The organism is Geodermatophilus sp. SYSU D00879 (assembly GCF_054050375.1).
Genome location: NZ_JBJGZF010000015.1, coordinates 1 through 15,715, shown reverse-complemented (window position 1 = coordinate 15,715; position 15,715 = coordinate 1). Strand labels below are relative to the sequence as shown.

The window sequence follows — 15,715 nt, the reverse complement described above, 5'->3', positions numbered from 1 at the left end:
GGGACAACGGTCCCCGGCACGGGTACCGGCGCGGTGCGGTCAGGCGCCGAGGGCCTCCTCCTGCGCGGACGACGTCCGCAGCGCGTCGGTGAGCAGCGCGACCAGCGCCTCGAGCTGCACGTCGGCCGACGAGGACACCTCCTCGTCGGAGCCGTCCAGCGCCCGGGCGGCGAGGCCCGCCTTGGTGTCGATCAGCTCGGCGATCCGCGCGTCGAGGGTCTGCGCGGCGATGATCCGCCACGCGGTGACCGGCTCGGTCTGGCCGATGCGGTGGCTGCGGTCGATCGCCTGCGTCTGCTCGGCGTCGGTCCACGACAGCTCGGCGAGCACGACGTTGGAGGCGACCTGCAGGTTCAGCCCCACGCCGGCCGCGGTCAGCGAGCACACCGCGACGTGGACGTCGGGGTCGGTGACGAACGCGTCGACCTCCCGCTGCCGCGCCGTCGGCGTCTGGTCGCCCCGGATGGAGGAGAACCGCACGCCCGCCTTGGCGAAGGTCTCCTCGGCGGCGTCCATGACGTCCACGTGCTTGGCGAAGAAGACCACCTTGCCGGCACTGCGGGCCAGCTGGGCGGCGTAGTCGGCGGCCAGCCCGGCCTTCGCCCGGCCGATCCGCCGCATCATGCCGAACACGTTCTCCCCGGTCGTCGTGGTGGCGTCCTTGAGCTCGGAGCGGGCCACCCGGCGCACCAGGTCGGCGTCGATCCCCTCGACGACGCCGGAGGTGCGCGCCGCGAGCGCCGTCTCGTACTGCCGCACCATCCGGCGGACCAGCTCCTGCTCGGCCGCCCGGATCGACCGGCCGGCCGCGCCGTCCAGCTCGACCGGGAGGTCGGCGATGCGGCGGGCGGGGATGTCGGCGGCGACGTCGACCTTGCGGCGGCGCACGATCCCCAGGTCGATCACGCACTGCCGGGCGGCGGCGGAGAAGCCGCGGTCGGCGGGCGTCAGGCCGGTGTCCTCGAGCGCGTCCATCAGCTCGCCGAGCGGCTTGGCGTCGTCGATCCAGCCGAGGAACTGCCAGATGGCCCGGAAGTCCTCGATGTCGTTGATCAGCGGGGTGCCGGTGAGGGCCATGAGCAGCGGCCGCACGGTGCGCGACCGGATGCGCTCGGACAGCGCGAGGACGTGCTGCGACCGCTGCGAGGTCTTGTTCTTGATGAAGTGCGCCTCGTCGACGACCATCCCGCGGAAGCCGAAGTCGCCGAGCCAGCCCACGTGGCGGTCGAGCACCTCGTAGTTGACGACGACGACGTCGGCGAAGCCGTCGACCGTCTCGCCGTCGCCCTGCACGACGGTGGCCGGGCGGTGCGGCGTCCAGCGGCCGGCTTCGCGCGCCCAGTTGGTCTTGACGACGTTCGGCACGACGACGAGCAGCGGGTAGGCGTCGGCCGCCTCCGCGGCGAGCAGCGCCTGCGCGGTCTTGCCCAGGCCGGGCTCGTCGGCGAGCAGGAACGTCCGGTGCCCGGCCGCGGCCGCGGCGACCAGCTGCCCCTGGTGCGGCATCAGCTCCAGCCCGGGCGGGGTGAAGCGGTCGGTCGGGAAGGGCAGGTCCATGCACGCCGGGGCGCCGCCGCCGGCGCGCTCGAAGGAGGTCAGCAGCGGGCCGAGCAGCTCCCAGCCGGCCAGGCGTTGCGGGCGCGGGGCGCGCACGGGGGCGGCGGAGAAGTCGGGTGCCAGGAAGGGGTTGGCCAGCTGCCGGGAGATCACGGACTGCGGCACCGCGCGGCGCGGGGGCGCGGCGGGCGCGTCCGGCTCCTCGGCCGGCGGGGTCTCCTCGAGCACCGGCTCGATGCCGGCCGCCTTCTGCATCTCGCGCACGAGCGACCGGGCCGCGTCGGAGACGACGGCGTCCTCGCCGAGCAACGCCAGCAGCCCGGCGTCGCGGACGGCGGTCGTCGCGAGGATGGTCGCGACGCCGTCCAGGCGCTTGAGCTGCTCGGTCCGGCGGCCGTCGCTGAGGCCCGTGTCCGCGCGGACGCGGGCGCGCTCGTCGCGCAGCAGCAGCGCGACGGCCTGGAACCGCGTGCGGACGGCGGGCGTCACCCGCCCGCGCCGGGCGGCCGCCTCCACGTCCCGGACGGTGCGGGCGAGCACCGCGACGACGTCGTCGTCACGGCGGCCCCGCCGCTGGTCGCGCGGGGCGCTGCGGCGAGCGCCTGACTGGCGCTGGCCTGGTCGAGCCAAGGATCCTCCTCTGCAGTGCCGGGCACGGTCGCCGCGGCAGCACGGCGCACGGACCCGCGGCCGGAGCGGGGACGCTCCGGCCGGGACCGGTGCCCCGGGTCCGGCGGACGCCTCCGGGGTCGCCGGAGGCCACGATCGGCCGGCCGGGCGCCCCGGCCGGCGGGATGCCGGGTGTGGGTCGGCCCGCTCCGGTCCCGGGGGCGGGGCCTCCATGGTGTCAACACCCGGGGCGCCGCGCTGTTCCCGCCCCCTACCCCGTAGGCCCGACGGGGCCGGTCGCGGCCGAACCCCTGGTCCGGCTGTGGCACAGGTCACACCATGGCGGGATGACGCAGCCGTCCCCCGCGGTGCCCGGGTGGGCCGCCCGCGCGCTGTCCACGGTGTTCGACCCCTGCTGCCGGGAGAAGGGCATCTCCGTCGTCGACATGGGCCTGCTCCGGTCGGTCGACGTCCGCGACGGCCACGCCCGGGTCGAGCTGCTGCTCACCTCGGGCTGGTGCCCGTTCGCCGCCCGGGTGGTCACCGACGTCGAGACGGCGATCCGCCGGCAGCCCGGCGTCGAGACCTGCGAGGTGGAGGTCGTCTGGGACGAGGCCTGGACGACCGACCGGCTCTCCCCCGCGGCCGCCCGCCGGCTGCGGTCCCTCCCCGACCCCGTCGCCGTCCCCGACCGCGACGCCTTCCTCTCCGCCCACCGCCCCCAGCCGCTCGGCCCCAGCACAGGAGGACGACCATGATCGGCGACGCTTTCGTGTTCGACGGGGTCGCGCACCCGTTCAACTTCACGGCCAAGAACGCGTTCGGGTCGCCGGGGCAGATGTTCGCCAACCACCTGTACGCCTTCCACACGACGCTGACCCCCGACGGCGAGCCGACGCTGTCGGCGGAGGAGTTCCTCCGGGAGTGGACGCCCGCCGACATCCGGCAGATGGTCTACGAGCAGTCCGACACCGACATGCTGGCCGCGATGCCGCTGCCGCTGACCGACCTGTTCCGCGACGGGCTCTCCCCGTGGGAGACGTGTGCCGAGCTCGCCCAGCGGGACCCGGACCGGACGGTGTTCTGGGGATCGGTCAACCCGCTCGAGGGGCGCCGGGCGCTGGACCTGATGGAGCGCCAGGTCGGCGAGTTCGGCGCCCGGGCGTTCAAGTTCTACAACGTCCGCTACGACTACGGCTCCCCGTTCCCGTGGCGGATGGACGACCCGCGGGTCGCGTTCCCGGTGTTCGAGAAGGCCCAGGAGCTCGGCGTCAACCTGATCGGCGTGCACAAGGGCGTGCCGCTGGGGCCGCAGCCGGTCGAGGCGACCCAGACCTGGGACATGGACGGCGCGGCGGCCGCCTTCCCCGACCTCAACTTCGTGATCTTCCACGTCGGGCTGCCGTTCATCGACGAGACCTGCTGGCAGCTGATCCGCTGGCCCAACCTGTACGCCTCGCTGGCGGCGACGATCAACCTGATCGTGCGGTCGCCGCGCGGGTTCGCCGAGATCCTCGGGAAGCTGCTGTTCTGGTGCGGCGAGGACAAGATCGTCTACGGCTCGGAGGCGCCGATCTGGCAGCCGCAGTGGGCGCTGCGGGCGTTCATGGACTTCTCCATCCCGCAGGACCTCTGCGAGGGCTACGGCTACCCGCAGCTCACCGACGTCGCCAAGCGGAAGATCCTCGGCGAGAACCTGCTCCGCCTGCACGGGTTCGACGTGGAGGAGACCAAGGCGCGGCTGGGCCGTCCCCCGGCGCACTGAGACGGCCCGGTCGGGCGGCGCACCGCTCACCGGTGGGCCGGTCCGGCGTCGCTGCCGGCCGCGTCCCGGGCGGCGCGCCCCACGAGCCGGTGCTCGTAGGGAGACGGGGGCGAGGGCAGATCGGCAGTCCCCGGCCGACCCGGCCGAGGGCGGCACCGCCGGCGGCACGGACGCCGGCGGCACGGACGGCGGCGGCACGGACGGCGGCAGCACGGGTGACGCGGGCACGGGTGACGAGGGCACCGGTGACGAGGGCACCGGTGACGACAGCACCGGGGCCCAGGAAGCGACCGACGCCGGAGCCGGCGGCGCGGGCACCGGCAACGGGACCGAGGGGCTGCCCGGCCGGCCCATCGAGTCGACCCCGGTGCACGGCGGCCGCTACTGGGCCGCCTACGTCGCCGTGGGGGCACCCGGCAACCCCGCGCTCCAGCAGGTGCTCGCCGACGTGCAGCAGCTCTGGCCGGGCGCCGGCCTCGTCGAGCCGGCGTGCGACGCGGGGGCGGCGGAGGCCCTCGGCCGTGACGGCGCCGAGCACGCCGTGGCCGTGTGCTTCCCCACCGAGCAGCACGTCACCGAGTTCCGCAGGCGCTGGGAGGCACCGTTCGTCGGCGCCGCCCTGGTGACCACCCGCTGCGCGGACCGACGACGTGACGCGGGGACGCCCCACCCATCTCCCCGGGCCGGTCGGCGCGCTCCCCGGGCCGGCGGACAACCGTCGGTCGCCGAACCGTTGGTGCCCCAACGGCCTACCCTGGCGGGGTGACCACGAGCCAGACGCCGCAGGCTCCCCTGGGGTCCGAGGAGCTGCTCGCCCTCGCCTCGGAGGACGTGCTCGCCCTCGACCGTCAGGTGTGCTTCGCGCTCTCGGTGGCCGCGCGCAACGTCGTCGCCGTCTACCGCCCCGTCCTGGAGCCACTCGGCCTGACCCACCCGCAGTACCTGGTGATGCTCGCGCTGTGGCAGCACGGGTCGCTGTCGGTGAAGCGGCTGTCGGGGCTGCTGCAGCTCGACCCCGGCACCCTCTCCCCGCTGCTCAAGCGGCTCGAGGCCGCGGGCCTGCTGCGCCGCGAGCGCGACCCCGCGGACCAGCGCAACCTGGCGCTCGCGCTGACCGAGGAGGGACTGGCGCTGCGCGCGGAGGCCGAGGCCATCCCGGCCGGCATCGTCGAGCGGCTCGGGATGCCCGTCGAGGAGCTGATGAGCCTCCACGGGGCCCTCACCCGGGTCATCGCCGCCTCGCAGGAGGCGCTGGCCGCACGCGACACCGCCTGACCCGTTCTCCCACTGTCTGGTCCGACACATGGCACCCCAATGCTTGGTGCACCATGCGTTCGGGGGGACGATGGGGACGTGGCCGTCACCGAGCAGGAGCACACCACCGACATGACCGAGCGCAGCCCGGGGTCCGGCGCCCCTGCCGACCCCGTCGTCCGCCCCACCCCGCACCGGTGGCTCTGGTACGCCCTCGGCGGCGGACTCCCCCGGCGCAACCGCGGCTGGGTCCTGTTCGACACGACGACCAGCACCTGGTGGGCGCGGCACGTCGTGCGCAGCCTCGTGCAGATGGCGGTCCCGATCGCGGTGGTCATGCTGGTCCTGCCGGCCGGCTGGGGGCTGCGCATCGCCGTGGCCGGCGGCGGCATCGCCCTCGGGCTGGTCTACTCGCTGGCCTACATGGTGGAGGCGACCGAGAACCGCGTGGTCAAGGCGGGCTACCCGGTCGGCACCGCCGCCGCGCACCGCGAGGCCCGGTGGGAGGTGCGCGAGGAGCGCGACCGGCAGCGCCGCCGGGCCGCTGCGGCCAGGCGCGCCGCCCGCTACCGCGACCGCACCAGCCGCTAGGCGCCGGGCCGCCGGGTGCGCTGACCAGCAGGATCGGCCGCGGGCGGGTGCCGCGCGGTGCTGGTGCCCGCCCCGTCCCGGGAGCAGACTGCCCTCCGTGGCCTCGGCACCGGCCACGACGGCCGGGAGCGCACGCCGCCGGCTCCGCGAGGAGCCCCCGCGGCGCGGGCGGCCGCGCGCCCGTCCCGGGGACGCGCGGTGACCGGCCGGCACCGCGACCCCGCGACCGGGTCGCCGCTCCGCCACCGCCGGGAGGACGTCGCCCCGGCGCTCGCGGGCGCGGGCCGGACCACGCCGGGCACCCTCACCCACCTGATCGCCGTCCACGGCCGCCGGCCGACGGTCGCGGCGATGGTGCTGGTCGCGCTGACCCTCCCCCTGGCCGGGCTGGTGTTCCTGCTGCGCAGCGACTTCGAGGGGCTGTACTGGAGCGGGGCGGCGCTGCACTTCTCCGTCTTCCTGACCGTCGGGGGCGTGGCGGCCAGCCTGTCGCTGGTCGCCGGGGAGGCGGCCCGCCGACGCGGGGACGCGCGCGTCCTGCTCCTGTCCCTGGCGTTCCTCGCGACCAGCGGCTTCATGGCGCTGCACGCCGTCGGCACCCAGCACGTGCTCACCCACGACGCGCTGCCCGGCTTCACCGTCGCCATCACGATCGGGCTGCTCGTCGCCGCCCCCTTCGCCGCGGCGTCGGCCCTGGTGGACGCCCGGCCGCCGACCGAGGCGTGGGTGGCGCGCCACCGGCAGGCGCTGCGGAGCGCCGTGTTCAGCGCGATCGTCGTCTGGGGGCTGTGGTCGGTGGCCGAGTGGCCGCCGCTGCAGCAGGTGACCGCCGAGGGCGGGGAGCACCTCGCGCTCACGGTGGCCGCGGCGATCGGCGCGCTGCTCTACCTGCTGGCCGCGGTCCGCCTCTGGTGGGTCAACCGGAGCCACTTCGGGCTGCTCCTGTTCAGCGTCGTGGCCTGCTACGGCCTGCTCGCGGAGGCCCTGGTCGGCGTGGCGCTGGCCGGCGAGCGCAAGTGGCACCCCGCCTGGTGGGTGTGGCACGCGCTGATCGTCATCGCCTACCTCCTCGTGTTCACCGCCGCCCGGCGGGAGTGGCGCGACGAGCGCTTCCGCACCCTCTACCTGCCGACGACGCGCGAGCACCGCGGCGAGGTGTCGGTGCTGGTCGGTGACCTGGCGGGCTTCACCGCCTTCACCGCCCGGCACGACGCCGTGGACGTCGCGGCCATGCTGCGGGCCTACTACGAGCGGGCCGCGCCGCTGATCTCCCGGCGGTTCGGCGGCGAGGTGGAGAAGTTCGCCGGCGACGGCGTGTTCGCGACGTTCAACCGCGCCGGGGACCAGCCCGACCACGCGCTGCGCGCGGTGGAGGCGGCCGCGGCGCTGCAGGCCGAGGTGGCGCGGATCCGCGCCGCGCACCCCGACTGGCCGGGGCTGCGGATCGGCGTCGACAGCGGCCCGGTCGTGTTCAGCGAGATGGGCGGCAGCGGCTACCTGGTCTACCCCGCCGTCGGGGACACCGTGAACGTCGCGGCCCGGCTGCAGCAGCACGCCCCGGTCGGCGGCGTGCTCATCGGCACCGGGACGCGGGACCAGCTGCCGGCCGCGGTCGACCTCGTGCCGGTGACCGGCCTGCGGCTCAAGGGCAGGGACGCGGCGGTCGACGCCTACCTCGTGCAGCTCCCCCTGCGGACCTCGCCGGTCCCGGCACCGCGGTCCGGGGGCAGGCGCGGCGCCCCCTCGGCCCGGACCCCGCGCTGACCGGCCCGGACGGGCCCGCCCCGCGTGGTCGAACCCGGTGCGGGACCGGACGGTCCCTGGCACGGTGCCTCCTGCGCGAGGGGAGGCGCAGGAGGTGTGGCCGCGGCGAGAGGAGCCGACATGGGCACCAGGGAGGTCGCGCCCCGGGCGGCGCGCGCGCTGACGACGGTCCTCGGCCACGGCGGGCTCCCCGTCCGGCTGCGGGCCTGGGACGGCAGCGAGACCGGCCCGCCCGGCGCGCCGGTGGTCGTCCTCCGCTCGCGGCGGGCGTTCCGCCGGGTCCTGTGGTCCCCGCCCCAGCTCGGCCTGGCCCGCGCCTTCGTCGCCGGCGACGTCGACGTCCCCGGTGACGTGTTCGCCACCCTCACCGCGCTGCGCGTGCTCGCGACGTGGGGACAGGGGGAACCGGCCCCGCCGCTGCGCCCGTCCGCGCGCTGGGCGCTGCTGCGCACCGCCGCCCGGCTCGGTGCCGTCGGCCCGCCGCCGCCCCCGCCGGCGGAGGAGGCCCGCGTCGGCCGGGCCGGGCCCCGGCACTCCCGCAGCCGGGACGCCGCCGCGATCGCCCACCACTACGACGTCGGCAACGACTTCTACGCCCTGGTCCTCGGGCCCACGCTGGTCTACTCGTGCGCGGTCTGGACCGACGAGTGCACCGGCCTCGACGCCGCCCAGGAGGCCAAGCTCGACCTGGTCTGCCGCAAGCTCGGGCTCCGGCCCGGCATGCGCCTGCTCGACGTGGGCTGCGGGTGGGGCGGGCTGGCGCTGCACGCCGCGCGGCGGTACGGCGCCGACGTCGTCGGGGTCACGCTCTCCGCCGAGCAGGCCGTGCTGGCGCGCGAGCGGGTCGCGGAGGCGGGCCTGACCGACCGGGTCGACGTCCGGGTGCAGGACTACCGCGAGGTCGCCGACGGCCCCTTCGACGCGATCGCCTCGATCGGGATGGCCGAGCACGTCGGCCGGCAGCAGCTGCCCTCGTACGCCGCGCACCTGCGCGACCTGCTGCGCCCCGGCGGCCGGCTGCTCAACCACGCCATCGCCTGGCGCGACGGGCGGTGGCGGCCGGACCCGGACTCGTTCATCGCCCGCTACGTCTTCCCCGACGGGGAGCTGCTGGGCCTGGCGGAGACCGTCGGCGCGCTCGAGGACGCCGGGTTGGAGGTGCTCGACGTCGAGGCGCTGCGCCGGCACTACGCCCTCACGCTGCGCGCCTGGGTGGCCCGGCTGGAGAAGCACTGGGACGAGGCGGTCGCGGCCGCCGGCGAGGGGCGCGCCCGGGTGTGGCGGCTGTACATGGCGGCGTGCGCGCTGGCGTTCGAGGCGGGCACCATGGGCGTCGACCAGGTGCTCGTGCAGCGCCCCGGCGGTGCGCCGCCCCCGCTGCGGCGCACCGCCTGGGTGTGAGCCTCAGGCGACGTCCCGCGCGGGCGCACCCGGCCCCGGCTCGGCGAGGATCCAGCTGGTGCGCCCGTGCAGCGGCGGGGTCTTGGTGCCGTCGGTGAACCAGACGACGACGCCGCCGTGCGCCCGGCACCGCGAGCGCACCACCCGCACCCGGCCCCCGCGGGCGGTCTTGACCGGCCGGACCAGCGGGAGGCCGAAGTCGGTGCCGATGACGTCGCCGGTCAGGACCGGCTCCCCGGCGGACAGGTGGGACGTCGGGACGGTGGTCATCAGTGCCTCCGGGATGGTGTTCGAACGTGTGTTCGATGGTGCACCCTGGGGGTGACGTCGCGCCACCGGGTCCTCAGTCGGGCCGGATCCCGTTCCGCGTGACCCGGATCGTCGACGCGCTGCGGGTCCGCCGGGTGGGCACCACCTCGCCGAGCTCGGCCAGCCGCTCCACCGCGGCGTCCTTGTCGACCTGCGTGCGCATCCCGCCGCCGGACCACTCGCAGTGCAGGTCGCCGGCCGGCCCGGACCGGCCCCGCAGCCGCTCGCGGGCGAACTCCTTGTGGCGCCGGGCCTCGTTCTCCGCCGCCCGCCAGGCGTCGTAGTCGTGGACGGCCTCGACGTAGTCGGCGTCGGTGACCGTCAGCCGGGACTGGCGGGACACCTCGCCCTCCGTCTCGGGGTCCACCGGCGGGCCCCAGCACAGGTCGAGGAACGGGCACCAGTCGCACATGCCGTCCACGCCGGGACCGAACCCGTCGCGCGGGACGGCGTCGACGCCGTCCTCCTCCACGGTGGCGTAGACGTCGGTCAGCCACATGAGCGCCTCGGCGGTCAGTGCCGGGTCGTGGTCGGCCTCGAAGACGACGTCCTCGCCGGAGTCGCGGGACAGGTATCGCAGGCGCAGCCCGTCGACGTCCTGCCCGTCCCCCGCCGGCAGCCGGCGGTCGGCGGTCTGCCCGGTGCGCAACAGCCACGCGTACAGGGCCACCTGGAACCAGTGCCGGACCGGCACGCCGCGGGTGAGGACCCGCTCGAAGCCGAACCGCGACGTCGTCTTGAGGTCCTCCACCACCGGCTCGTGCCACCAGTCGCAGCGGCCCTTGACCTGCTCGCCGCGCAGGCCCACCTCGGTCAGCCCGCCGTACTGGCGGCGCAGCGCGCGCAGCACCCCGCGGTGCAGCTCGGTGCCGATGAAGGCCTGCAGCCCGGCGCGGGCGTTGGTCGGCCGGCGCCGGGTGATCCGGTAGGCCGCCCGGCGCCGGCACTCGCCGACCTCGGACGCGCCGATCATCCGCTGCCGGGAGCGGGCCCGGCGGCTGTCGAGGTCCCGGACCGCCGCGGCCAGGCTGGGCGCGGCCCGCCGCTCGGCGGCGCTGGGCCGCGCGGGCAGGACGGCGGTCACCGTCCCGCTCCCGGTCGGGGGCGGCGGGGCGGGGCCGGGAGGTCCGGCCCCGCCCCGCCGCGCGGCTCAGGCGACGTCCGCACGACCGTCGTCGCCGTCCCGGCGCTCGGCGATCACCGCGCGCACCAGCGCGGTGAGCCGCTTGGTCGCCACGTGCTCGACGGACCGGCCGAACCGGGCGCCGATCTGCTCGTCGGTCACGCCCAGGCTCTCCAGGCTGGCGAGCACGCCCCGGCGGGCCGCGGTGTTGCGCCGCTCCCGCGGGTCGTCGGGGGTGGGCGAGGACTCCAGCAGCGGGTTCGCCGGCGCGGCGTCCTCGGCGTCGGGCCGGGGAGCCGAGACGGCGGCCTGGGCGGCCGCCGCCGCGGCCTGGGCGGCCTGCAGCACCGAGGCGGGCGTCTGCGGGACCGACGGGTCGCCGGCCGCGACCCGGCGCCGCCCGGCGGGGTGGGTCGTCATCGACGACTCGACCAGCTGTTCGTGCCGGGCGCGGATCAGCTCCGCGACCGTGTACGAGCCGCCGGGGGTGGGGACGTCGGCCTGCAGCAGGCCGCTGCGGTTGGCCACGGTCCAGACCTCGCGCAGCTCGTCGTCGTCGCGGGCGTCGTCGATCCGCGCGACCAGGTCGGCGGCGTCCGGCTCGCCGCGGCCGCCGGCCCGGGCGGCCGGGCGGGCCGGCTGCGCCTCCTCGGTGCGCTCGTGCTCGAGCAGTCCGCCGCCGTGGAAGGAGACGAGGTCGCGCACGTGCGCGGTGCCCGGGTCGCACTTGAGCGCGTCGAACACCAGCCACTCCAGCAGCCGGCCGGTCGCCTTCGGGTCGGTGACCTCACGCGCCGGGTCGTCGTTGGGCTTGATGCCCACGTGCACGCTGCGCGCGCCGACGATCAGCGGCCGGCGGCCGCGGCGCAGCCGCATCCACACGGACGCCGCGTACGGGAACTCCCGGTGGGTCTGCACCGACCAGGTCTTCTGGCCCTCGATCGGGCGGCCGTTCGAGTCGACCTCGGTGACCTCCTTGCCGCGGGCGGTCACGACGACGATCCCGGGGAAGGTGAGCAGCTCGGTCTGCAGCTTGCGCCAGCGGGCGCCGGCGTCGTTCCACAGGTTCTGGCTGATGGTGACCTCGGCGTTGGGGTCGCGCTTGAGCAGCTCGCGGTTGCGGGCGGACTTCGCGGCGCGCTCGCTGGCCCAGTCCTTCAGGCCGTCCCAGATCGCCGAGCCGGTGTCGATGCCGAGCACGACCGGCGGCTCGCCGGCGTCGGAGGCGCGGCGGGCCTCGGTCTTGACCGCCTGGACGGCGGCCAGCACCGCGGCGTACGAGCCGTCGTGCTCGATGAGCTGGTACCTCGCGCCGGGGATCGCGCCGTACTCGTCACCGGCGCCCTCGTTGAGGTCGATCCAGTACAGCGCGCCGATCCGGTCGCTGCTGCTGAACTGGGCCAGCGCCCAGCTCTTGCCTGCCTTCTCCTCGCCCTCGAGGAGGATGCACGGCCACGGCACGCGGCCGGTGGGCTTGCGGGTCTTGAGGCCAGGGACGGCCATGTCGGACTCCTTGGATGACACGGGGAAGATGTCGACCCCGAATCTAGGAAGGGGTACCGACAAAACGGCGTGTCGGCTTGACACCCCGTGCCGCTGATCGCGTCAGCCCTGCTCCGGCCCGTCGTCGGAGGACACCCGCCCGCGCAGCCGGTGGGCCAGCGCGGTGTGCCGGCGCCCGGACCCCGCGGCGCGCACGGCCTGGGCCAGCGCCCGGGGCGAGCCGACCAGCACGACGAGCTGCTTGGCCCGCGTGACCGCGGTGTAGAGCAGGTTGCGCTGCAGCATCATCCAAGCGCTGGTGGTCAGCGGGACGACGACGCACGGGTACTCGCTGCCCTGGGAGCGGTGCACGGTGACCGCGTAGGCGTGCACCAGCTCGTCGAGCTCGGCGAAGTCGTAGTCGATCGCCTCGTCCTCGTCGGTGACCACGGTGACCTTCTGGTCCACCGGGTCGATCGCGGTGACGACGCCCTGGGTGCCGTTGAAGACGCCGTTGCGGCCCTTGTCGTAGTCGTTGCGGATCTGGGTGACCTTGTCCCCGACGCGGAACACCCGCCCGCCGAACCGCTTCTCCGCGCGCTCGGGCCGGGCCGGGGTGAGCGCCTCCTGCAGCAGCTCGTTGAGCCCGGCGGCGCCGGCCGGCCCGCGGTGCACCGGGGTGAGCACCTGGACGTCGCGGCGCGGGTCCAGGCCGAACCGGGCCGGGATGCGCCGGGTGACGACGTCCACGGTGAGCCGGGCGGCCTCCTCGGCGTCGTCGGTGGCGAACAGGAAGAAGTCGTCGAGGCCCTGCACCTGCGGCGGGGTGCCGGCGTTGATCCGGTGGGCGTTGGTCACCACCCCCGACCGGCTGGCCTGGCGGAAGACCTGCGTGAGGCGCACGTGCGGCACCGGGGTGCCCTCGGCGAGCAGGTCCCGCAGCACCTCGCCGGCGCCGACCGACGGCAGCTGGTCGACGTCGCCGACCAGGAGCAGGTGCGCCCCCGGCGGGACCGCCCGCACCAGCTTGTTGGCCAACAGCAGGTCCAGCATCGAGGACTCGTCGACGACGACCAGGTCGGCGTCCAGCGGCCGGTCCCGGTCGTAGGCGGCGTCGCCGCCGGGGCGCAGCTCCAGCAGCCGGTGCACGGTGACCGCCTCGACCCCGGTCAGCTCGGTGAGCCGCTTGGCCGCCCGGCCGGTCGGCGCCGCGAGCACGATCCGCGCGCCCTTGGCCTTCGCGAGGGTGACGATCGAGCGCACCGTGAAGCTCTTGCCGCAGCCGGGCCCGCCGGTGAGGACGGCGACCCGCTCGGTCAGCGCCAGGCGGACGGCGTCCCGCTGGCCGGGCGCGAGCTCGACGCCGGTGCGCCGGTGCAGCCAGGCGAGCGCGGCGTCCCAGTCGACGGTGGCGAAGGCGGGCATGCGGTCCTCGGCGGCGGTGGCCAGCCTCCGCAGCCCGGCGGCGAGGGAGACCTCGGCGCGGTGGAAGGGGACGAGGTAGTGGGCCACGGTGGGCGGGGCGCCGTGCGCGCCGGGCAGCTCGTCGCGGATCAGCCCCTGGTCGGCGACCAGCAGGGCCAGGCAGTGGCGCACCAGGTCGGCGGGGACCTGCAGCATCTCGATCGCGCGGGCCGTGAGCTCCGGCTCGGGGAGGAAGCAGTGCCCCTGCCCGGTGGCCTCGGAGAGCACGAACTGCAGGCCGGCCTCCACCCGCTGGGTGCTGTCGTGCGGGATGCCGACCGCGGCGGCGATCGTGTCGGCGGTCTTGAAGCCGATGCCCCAGACCTCGGCGGCCAGGCGGTAGGGCTCGGTGCGGACGACGCCGATCGCGGCGCCGCCGTACTGCTTGTAGATGCGCACGGCGAGCGAGGTGGAGACCCCGACGCCCTGCAGGAAGACCATCACCTCCTTGATGGCCCGCTGCTCCTCCCAGGCCTCGGTGATCAGCCGGGTGCGCTTGGGGCCGAGCTTGGGCACCTCGGCCAGCCGGGCCGGCTGCTCCTCGATCACCCGCAGCGCGTCGGCCCCGAAGTGGTCGACGATCTGCGCGGCCAGCCGCGGGCCGATCCCCTTGACCAGCCCGGAACCGAGGTAGCGCCGGATGCCCTGCACCGTGGCCGGCAGCACGGTCGTGTAGTCGTCGACCTGGAACTGGCGGCCGTACTGAGGGTGCGCGCCCCACCGGCCGCGCAGCTGCAGCGTCTCGCCCGGCTGGGCGCCGAGGAGCGAGCCCACCACCGTGACCAGGTCCCCGCCGCGCCCGGTGTCCACCCGGGCCACGGTGTAGCCGGTCTGGGCGTTCGCGAACGTGATCCGCTCCAGCGTCGCCTCCAGGACCGCCCCCGTCCGCGCCTCTGCCACCTGCCGTCCCCTCGCTGCTCCGCCGTCCTTCCCCTCGATCGTCACACCGCCCGATGACGAAATCCGCGGAGCGCACGGAACTGTCGGACGGTGCTCGTAACCTCCGGACGCTCACCTGAGCGATGCACTGACAACACGGAGGACCGGATCATGGCCGGCGACACTGTCATCACCGTCATCGGCAACCTGACCAGCGACCCCGAGCTGCGTTTCACGCCCTCGGGAGCGGCGGTTGCCGACTTCACCATCGCCTCGACCCCACGCACCCTGGACCGCCAGACCCAGGAGTGGAAGGACGGCGACGCGCTCTTCCTGCGCTGCAGCTGCTGGCGCCAGATGGCCGAGAACGTGGCGGGGTCGCTGACCCGCGGCTCGCGGGTCATGGCGCAGGGGCGTCTCAAGCAGCGTTCCTTCGAGACCAAGGAGGGCGAAAAGCGCACCGTGATCGAGCTCGAGGTCGACGAGATCGGCCCGTCCCTGCGGTATGCGACGGCGACCGTCGCCAAGGTCGCCCGCTCCGGGGACGGTCCCGGTGGGGGCTCCGGTGGCGGACAGACGCCCCACGACGGCCGCAACGGTGCCGGCCGGGGCAGCTCGCCCGATCCCTGGGCCGCGGCGCCGGTCGGCGGCTTCGCCGAGGAGGAGCCGCCGTTCTGACCGGGACCGGCGGGCCTCGCGGTCGGTGACCGCGGGGCCGGCACCGTCCCGGTGCCCGGCTCGCCCGGGTCCGCTGCCTCGAGCGCGGGCCCGGGCGGGCTCCACCCGGTGCGGGCGACTGTGATCCCGTCGGAGCGCGGCCCGACACGGCCCGCGCGGGGACCCGGCGTGCCGGGCACCGCCTAGCCTCGGACCCGTGGCGTTCACCGTTCCCGACGCCCACCTCCTCGCCCTGGCCGCCCACGAGGGGCAGACCGACGAGCACGGCCGGGACCTCTACCTGGCGCGGTTGCGACCGATCGCCGAGTCACTGCGGCCGCACGGGCCGGAGGCGGAGATGGCCGGCGTGCTGCAGGACGTCGCCCGGACGACCGGCGACCATCCCGATCCTGCCCGCCGCTACGACCTCCCCCGGCTGCTCGCCCTGGGTGTTCCGGCGGTCGTCGTCGAGGCGATCGACGCCGTGACGCCGCGTCCGGGTGAGCCGTACATCGCCGGCCTCATCCGGCGGTGCGCGGCACACCCGCTCGGCCGCCTGGTCAAACTGGCCGAGAACCAGCACCTGCTCGCGGCCGCCGCTCAGCAGGCGGCCACCGACCCGGCCCGGGCGCGCAGCCTGCGCGAGGGCCGGTACCGCCCCGCCCGGCGGATCCTGCTCGCGGCCGAGGCCGCGGACCCCGTCCACGGCCGGCGCGTCCTCGTCTGAAGGGGACACCAGGGCGGTTTCGTCAGGACGGAAGTGCCGGCGGTGTCACCGCTGCGGCACCGCCCGCACCCGATGCGTGTGGGGGAGTGCAGAATGGGCCCCCCCCCCGCATGGGGGGGGGGGCCTGTGGGGT

At 75.8% G+C, this 15,715-nt stretch carries 13 protein-coding genes; 8 read left to right on the top strand and 5 right to left on the bottom strand.

The annotated features are described in order from the left end of the window. Positions 1 to 39: 39 nt before the first annotated feature. The gene (locus ACI79B_RS17665; RefSeq protein WP_456929111.1) at positions 40 to 2,187 is read right to left on the bottom strand and encodes a DEAD/DEAH box helicase; all 2,148 of its coding nucleotides are present in this window, start codon (positions 2,185 to 2,187) and stop codon (positions 40 to 42) included. Between the two features lie 326 nt (positions 2,188 to 2,513). Here ACI79B_RS17665 and ACI79B_RS17660 point away from each other — a divergent pair, with 326 nt between their 5' ends. The 6 genes from ACI79B_RS17660 to ACI79B_RS17635 all read left to right on the top strand — a co-directional run bounded on the left by ACI79B_RS17660 (position 2,514) and on the right by ACI79B_RS17635 (position 8,941). After that, positions 2,514 to 2,924 (top strand): metal-sulfur cluster assembly factor, encoded by a 411-nt coding sequence (locus ACI79B_RS17660; protein ID WP_456929112.1) that lies wholly within the window; start codon positions 2,514 to 2,516, stop codon positions 2,922 to 2,924. Then, positions 2,921 to 3,931 (top strand): amidohydrolase family protein, encoded by a 1,011-nt coding sequence (locus ACI79B_RS17655; protein ID WP_456929113.1) that lies wholly within the window; start codon positions 2,921 to 2,923, stop codon positions 3,929 to 3,931. Before ACI79B_RS17660 ends, ACI79B_RS17655 begins: the two co-directional genes overlap by 4 nt. 762 nt (positions 3,932 to 4,693) lie before the next feature. After that, positions 4,694 to 5,206, top strand: a complete 513-nt coding sequence (locus tag ACI79B_RS17650) for a MarR family winged helix-turn-helix transcriptional regulator (RefSeq protein ID WP_456929114.1) — start codon at positions 4,694 to 4,696, stop codon at positions 5,204 to 5,206. Between the two features lie 78 nt (positions 5,207 to 5,284). Next, a complete protein-coding gene (locus tag ACI79B_RS17645; protein ID WP_456929115.1) occupies positions 5,285 to 5,776 on the top strand; it encodes a DUF5313 family protein in 492 nt (163 codons plus the stop codon). A gap of 198 nt (positions 5,777 to 5,974) precedes the next feature. After that, positions 5,975 to 7,540, top strand: a complete 1,566-nt coding sequence (locus ACI79B_RS17640) for an adenylate/guanylate cyclase domain-containing protein (protein WP_456929116.1) — start codon at positions 5,975 to 5,977, stop codon at positions 7,538 to 7,540. A gap of 120 nt (positions 7,541 to 7,660) precedes the next feature. Further along, positions 7,661 to 8,941, top strand: coding sequence for a class I SAM-dependent methyltransferase (locus tag ACI79B_RS17635; protein WP_456929117.1), 1,281 nt, complete (start codon positions 7,661 to 7,663; stop codon positions 8,939 to 8,941). 3 nt (positions 8,942 to 8,944) lie between these two features. On the opposite strand, the gene ACI79B_RS17630 is transcribed toward ACI79B_RS17635, so the two are convergent. From ACI79B_RS17630 to recD2, 4 genes are all read right to left on the bottom strand, one after another. Further along, on the bottom strand, positions 8,945 to 9,211 hold the full coding sequence (locus tag ACI79B_RS17630) for a hypothetical protein (RefSeq protein ID WP_456929118.1): 267 nt from the start codon (positions 9,209 to 9,211) through the stop codon (positions 8,945 to 8,947). A gap of 73 nt (positions 9,212 to 9,284) precedes the next feature. Then, positions 9,285 to 10,334 (bottom strand): PD-(D/E)XK nuclease family protein, encoded by a 1,050-nt coding sequence (locus ACI79B_RS17625; protein ID WP_456929119.1) that lies wholly within the window; start codon positions 10,332 to 10,334, stop codon positions 9,285 to 9,287. Between the two features lie 66 nt (positions 10,335 to 10,400). Beyond that, complete coding sequence (locus ACI79B_RS17620; RefSeq protein ID WP_456929120.1) at positions 10,401 to 11,876, bottom strand: hypothetical protein; 1,476 nt, start codon at positions 11,874 to 11,876, stop codon at positions 10,401 to 10,403. Between the two features lie 102 nt (positions 11,877 to 11,978). Next, the gene (gene recD2, locus ACI79B_RS17615; RefSeq protein ID WP_456929121.1) at positions 11,979 to 14,219 is read right to left on the bottom strand and encodes an SF1B family DNA helicase RecD2; all 2,241 of its coding nucleotides are present in this window, start codon (positions 14,217 to 14,219) and stop codon (positions 11,979 to 11,981) included. A gap of 150 nt (positions 14,220 to 14,369) precedes the next feature. Between recD2 and ACI79B_RS17610 the strand changes: the two genes are divergently transcribed. Beyond that, positions 14,370 to 14,876, top strand: coding sequence for a single-stranded DNA-binding protein (locus ACI79B_RS17610; protein WP_456929122.1), 507 nt, complete (start codon positions 14,370 to 14,372; stop codon positions 14,874 to 14,876). 196 nt (positions 14,877 to 15,072) lie between these two features. Further along, positions 15,073 to 15,582 (top strand): phosphohydrolase, encoded by a 510-nt coding sequence (locus ACI79B_RS17605; protein WP_456929123.1) that lies wholly within the window; start codon positions 15,073 to 15,075, stop codon positions 15,580 to 15,582. Positions 15,583 to 15,715: the final 133 nt, after the last annotated feature.

What these genes read in the sequence shown, in the direction of transcription:
- ACI79B_RS17620 (WP_456929120.1), bottom strand. Translation starts at nt 11,876, where the DNA reads ATGGCCGTCCCTGGCCTCAAGACCCGCAAGCCCACCGGCCGCGTGCCG.
- ACI79B_RS17630 (WP_456929118.1), bottom strand. Translation starts at nt 9,211, where the DNA reads ATGACCACCGTCCCGACGTCCCACCTGTCCGCCGGGGAGCCGGTCCTG.
- ACI79B_RS17660 (WP_456929112.1), top strand. Translation starts at nt 2,514, where the DNA reads ATGACGCAGCCGTCCCCCGCGGTGCCCGGGTGGGCCGCCCGCGCGCTG.
- ACI79B_RS17635 (WP_456929117.1), top strand. Translation starts at nt 7,661, where the DNA reads ATGGGCACCAGGGAGGTCGCGCCCCGGGCGGCGCGCGCGCTGACGACG.
- ACI79B_RS17655 (WP_456929113.1), top strand. Translation starts at nt 2,921, where the DNA reads ATGATCGGCGACGCTTTCGTGTTCGACGGGGTCGCGCACCCGTTCAAC.
- ACI79B_RS17610 (WP_456929122.1), top strand. Translation starts at nt 14,370, where the DNA reads ATGGCCGGCGACACTGTCATCACCGTCATCGGCAACCTGACCAGCGAC.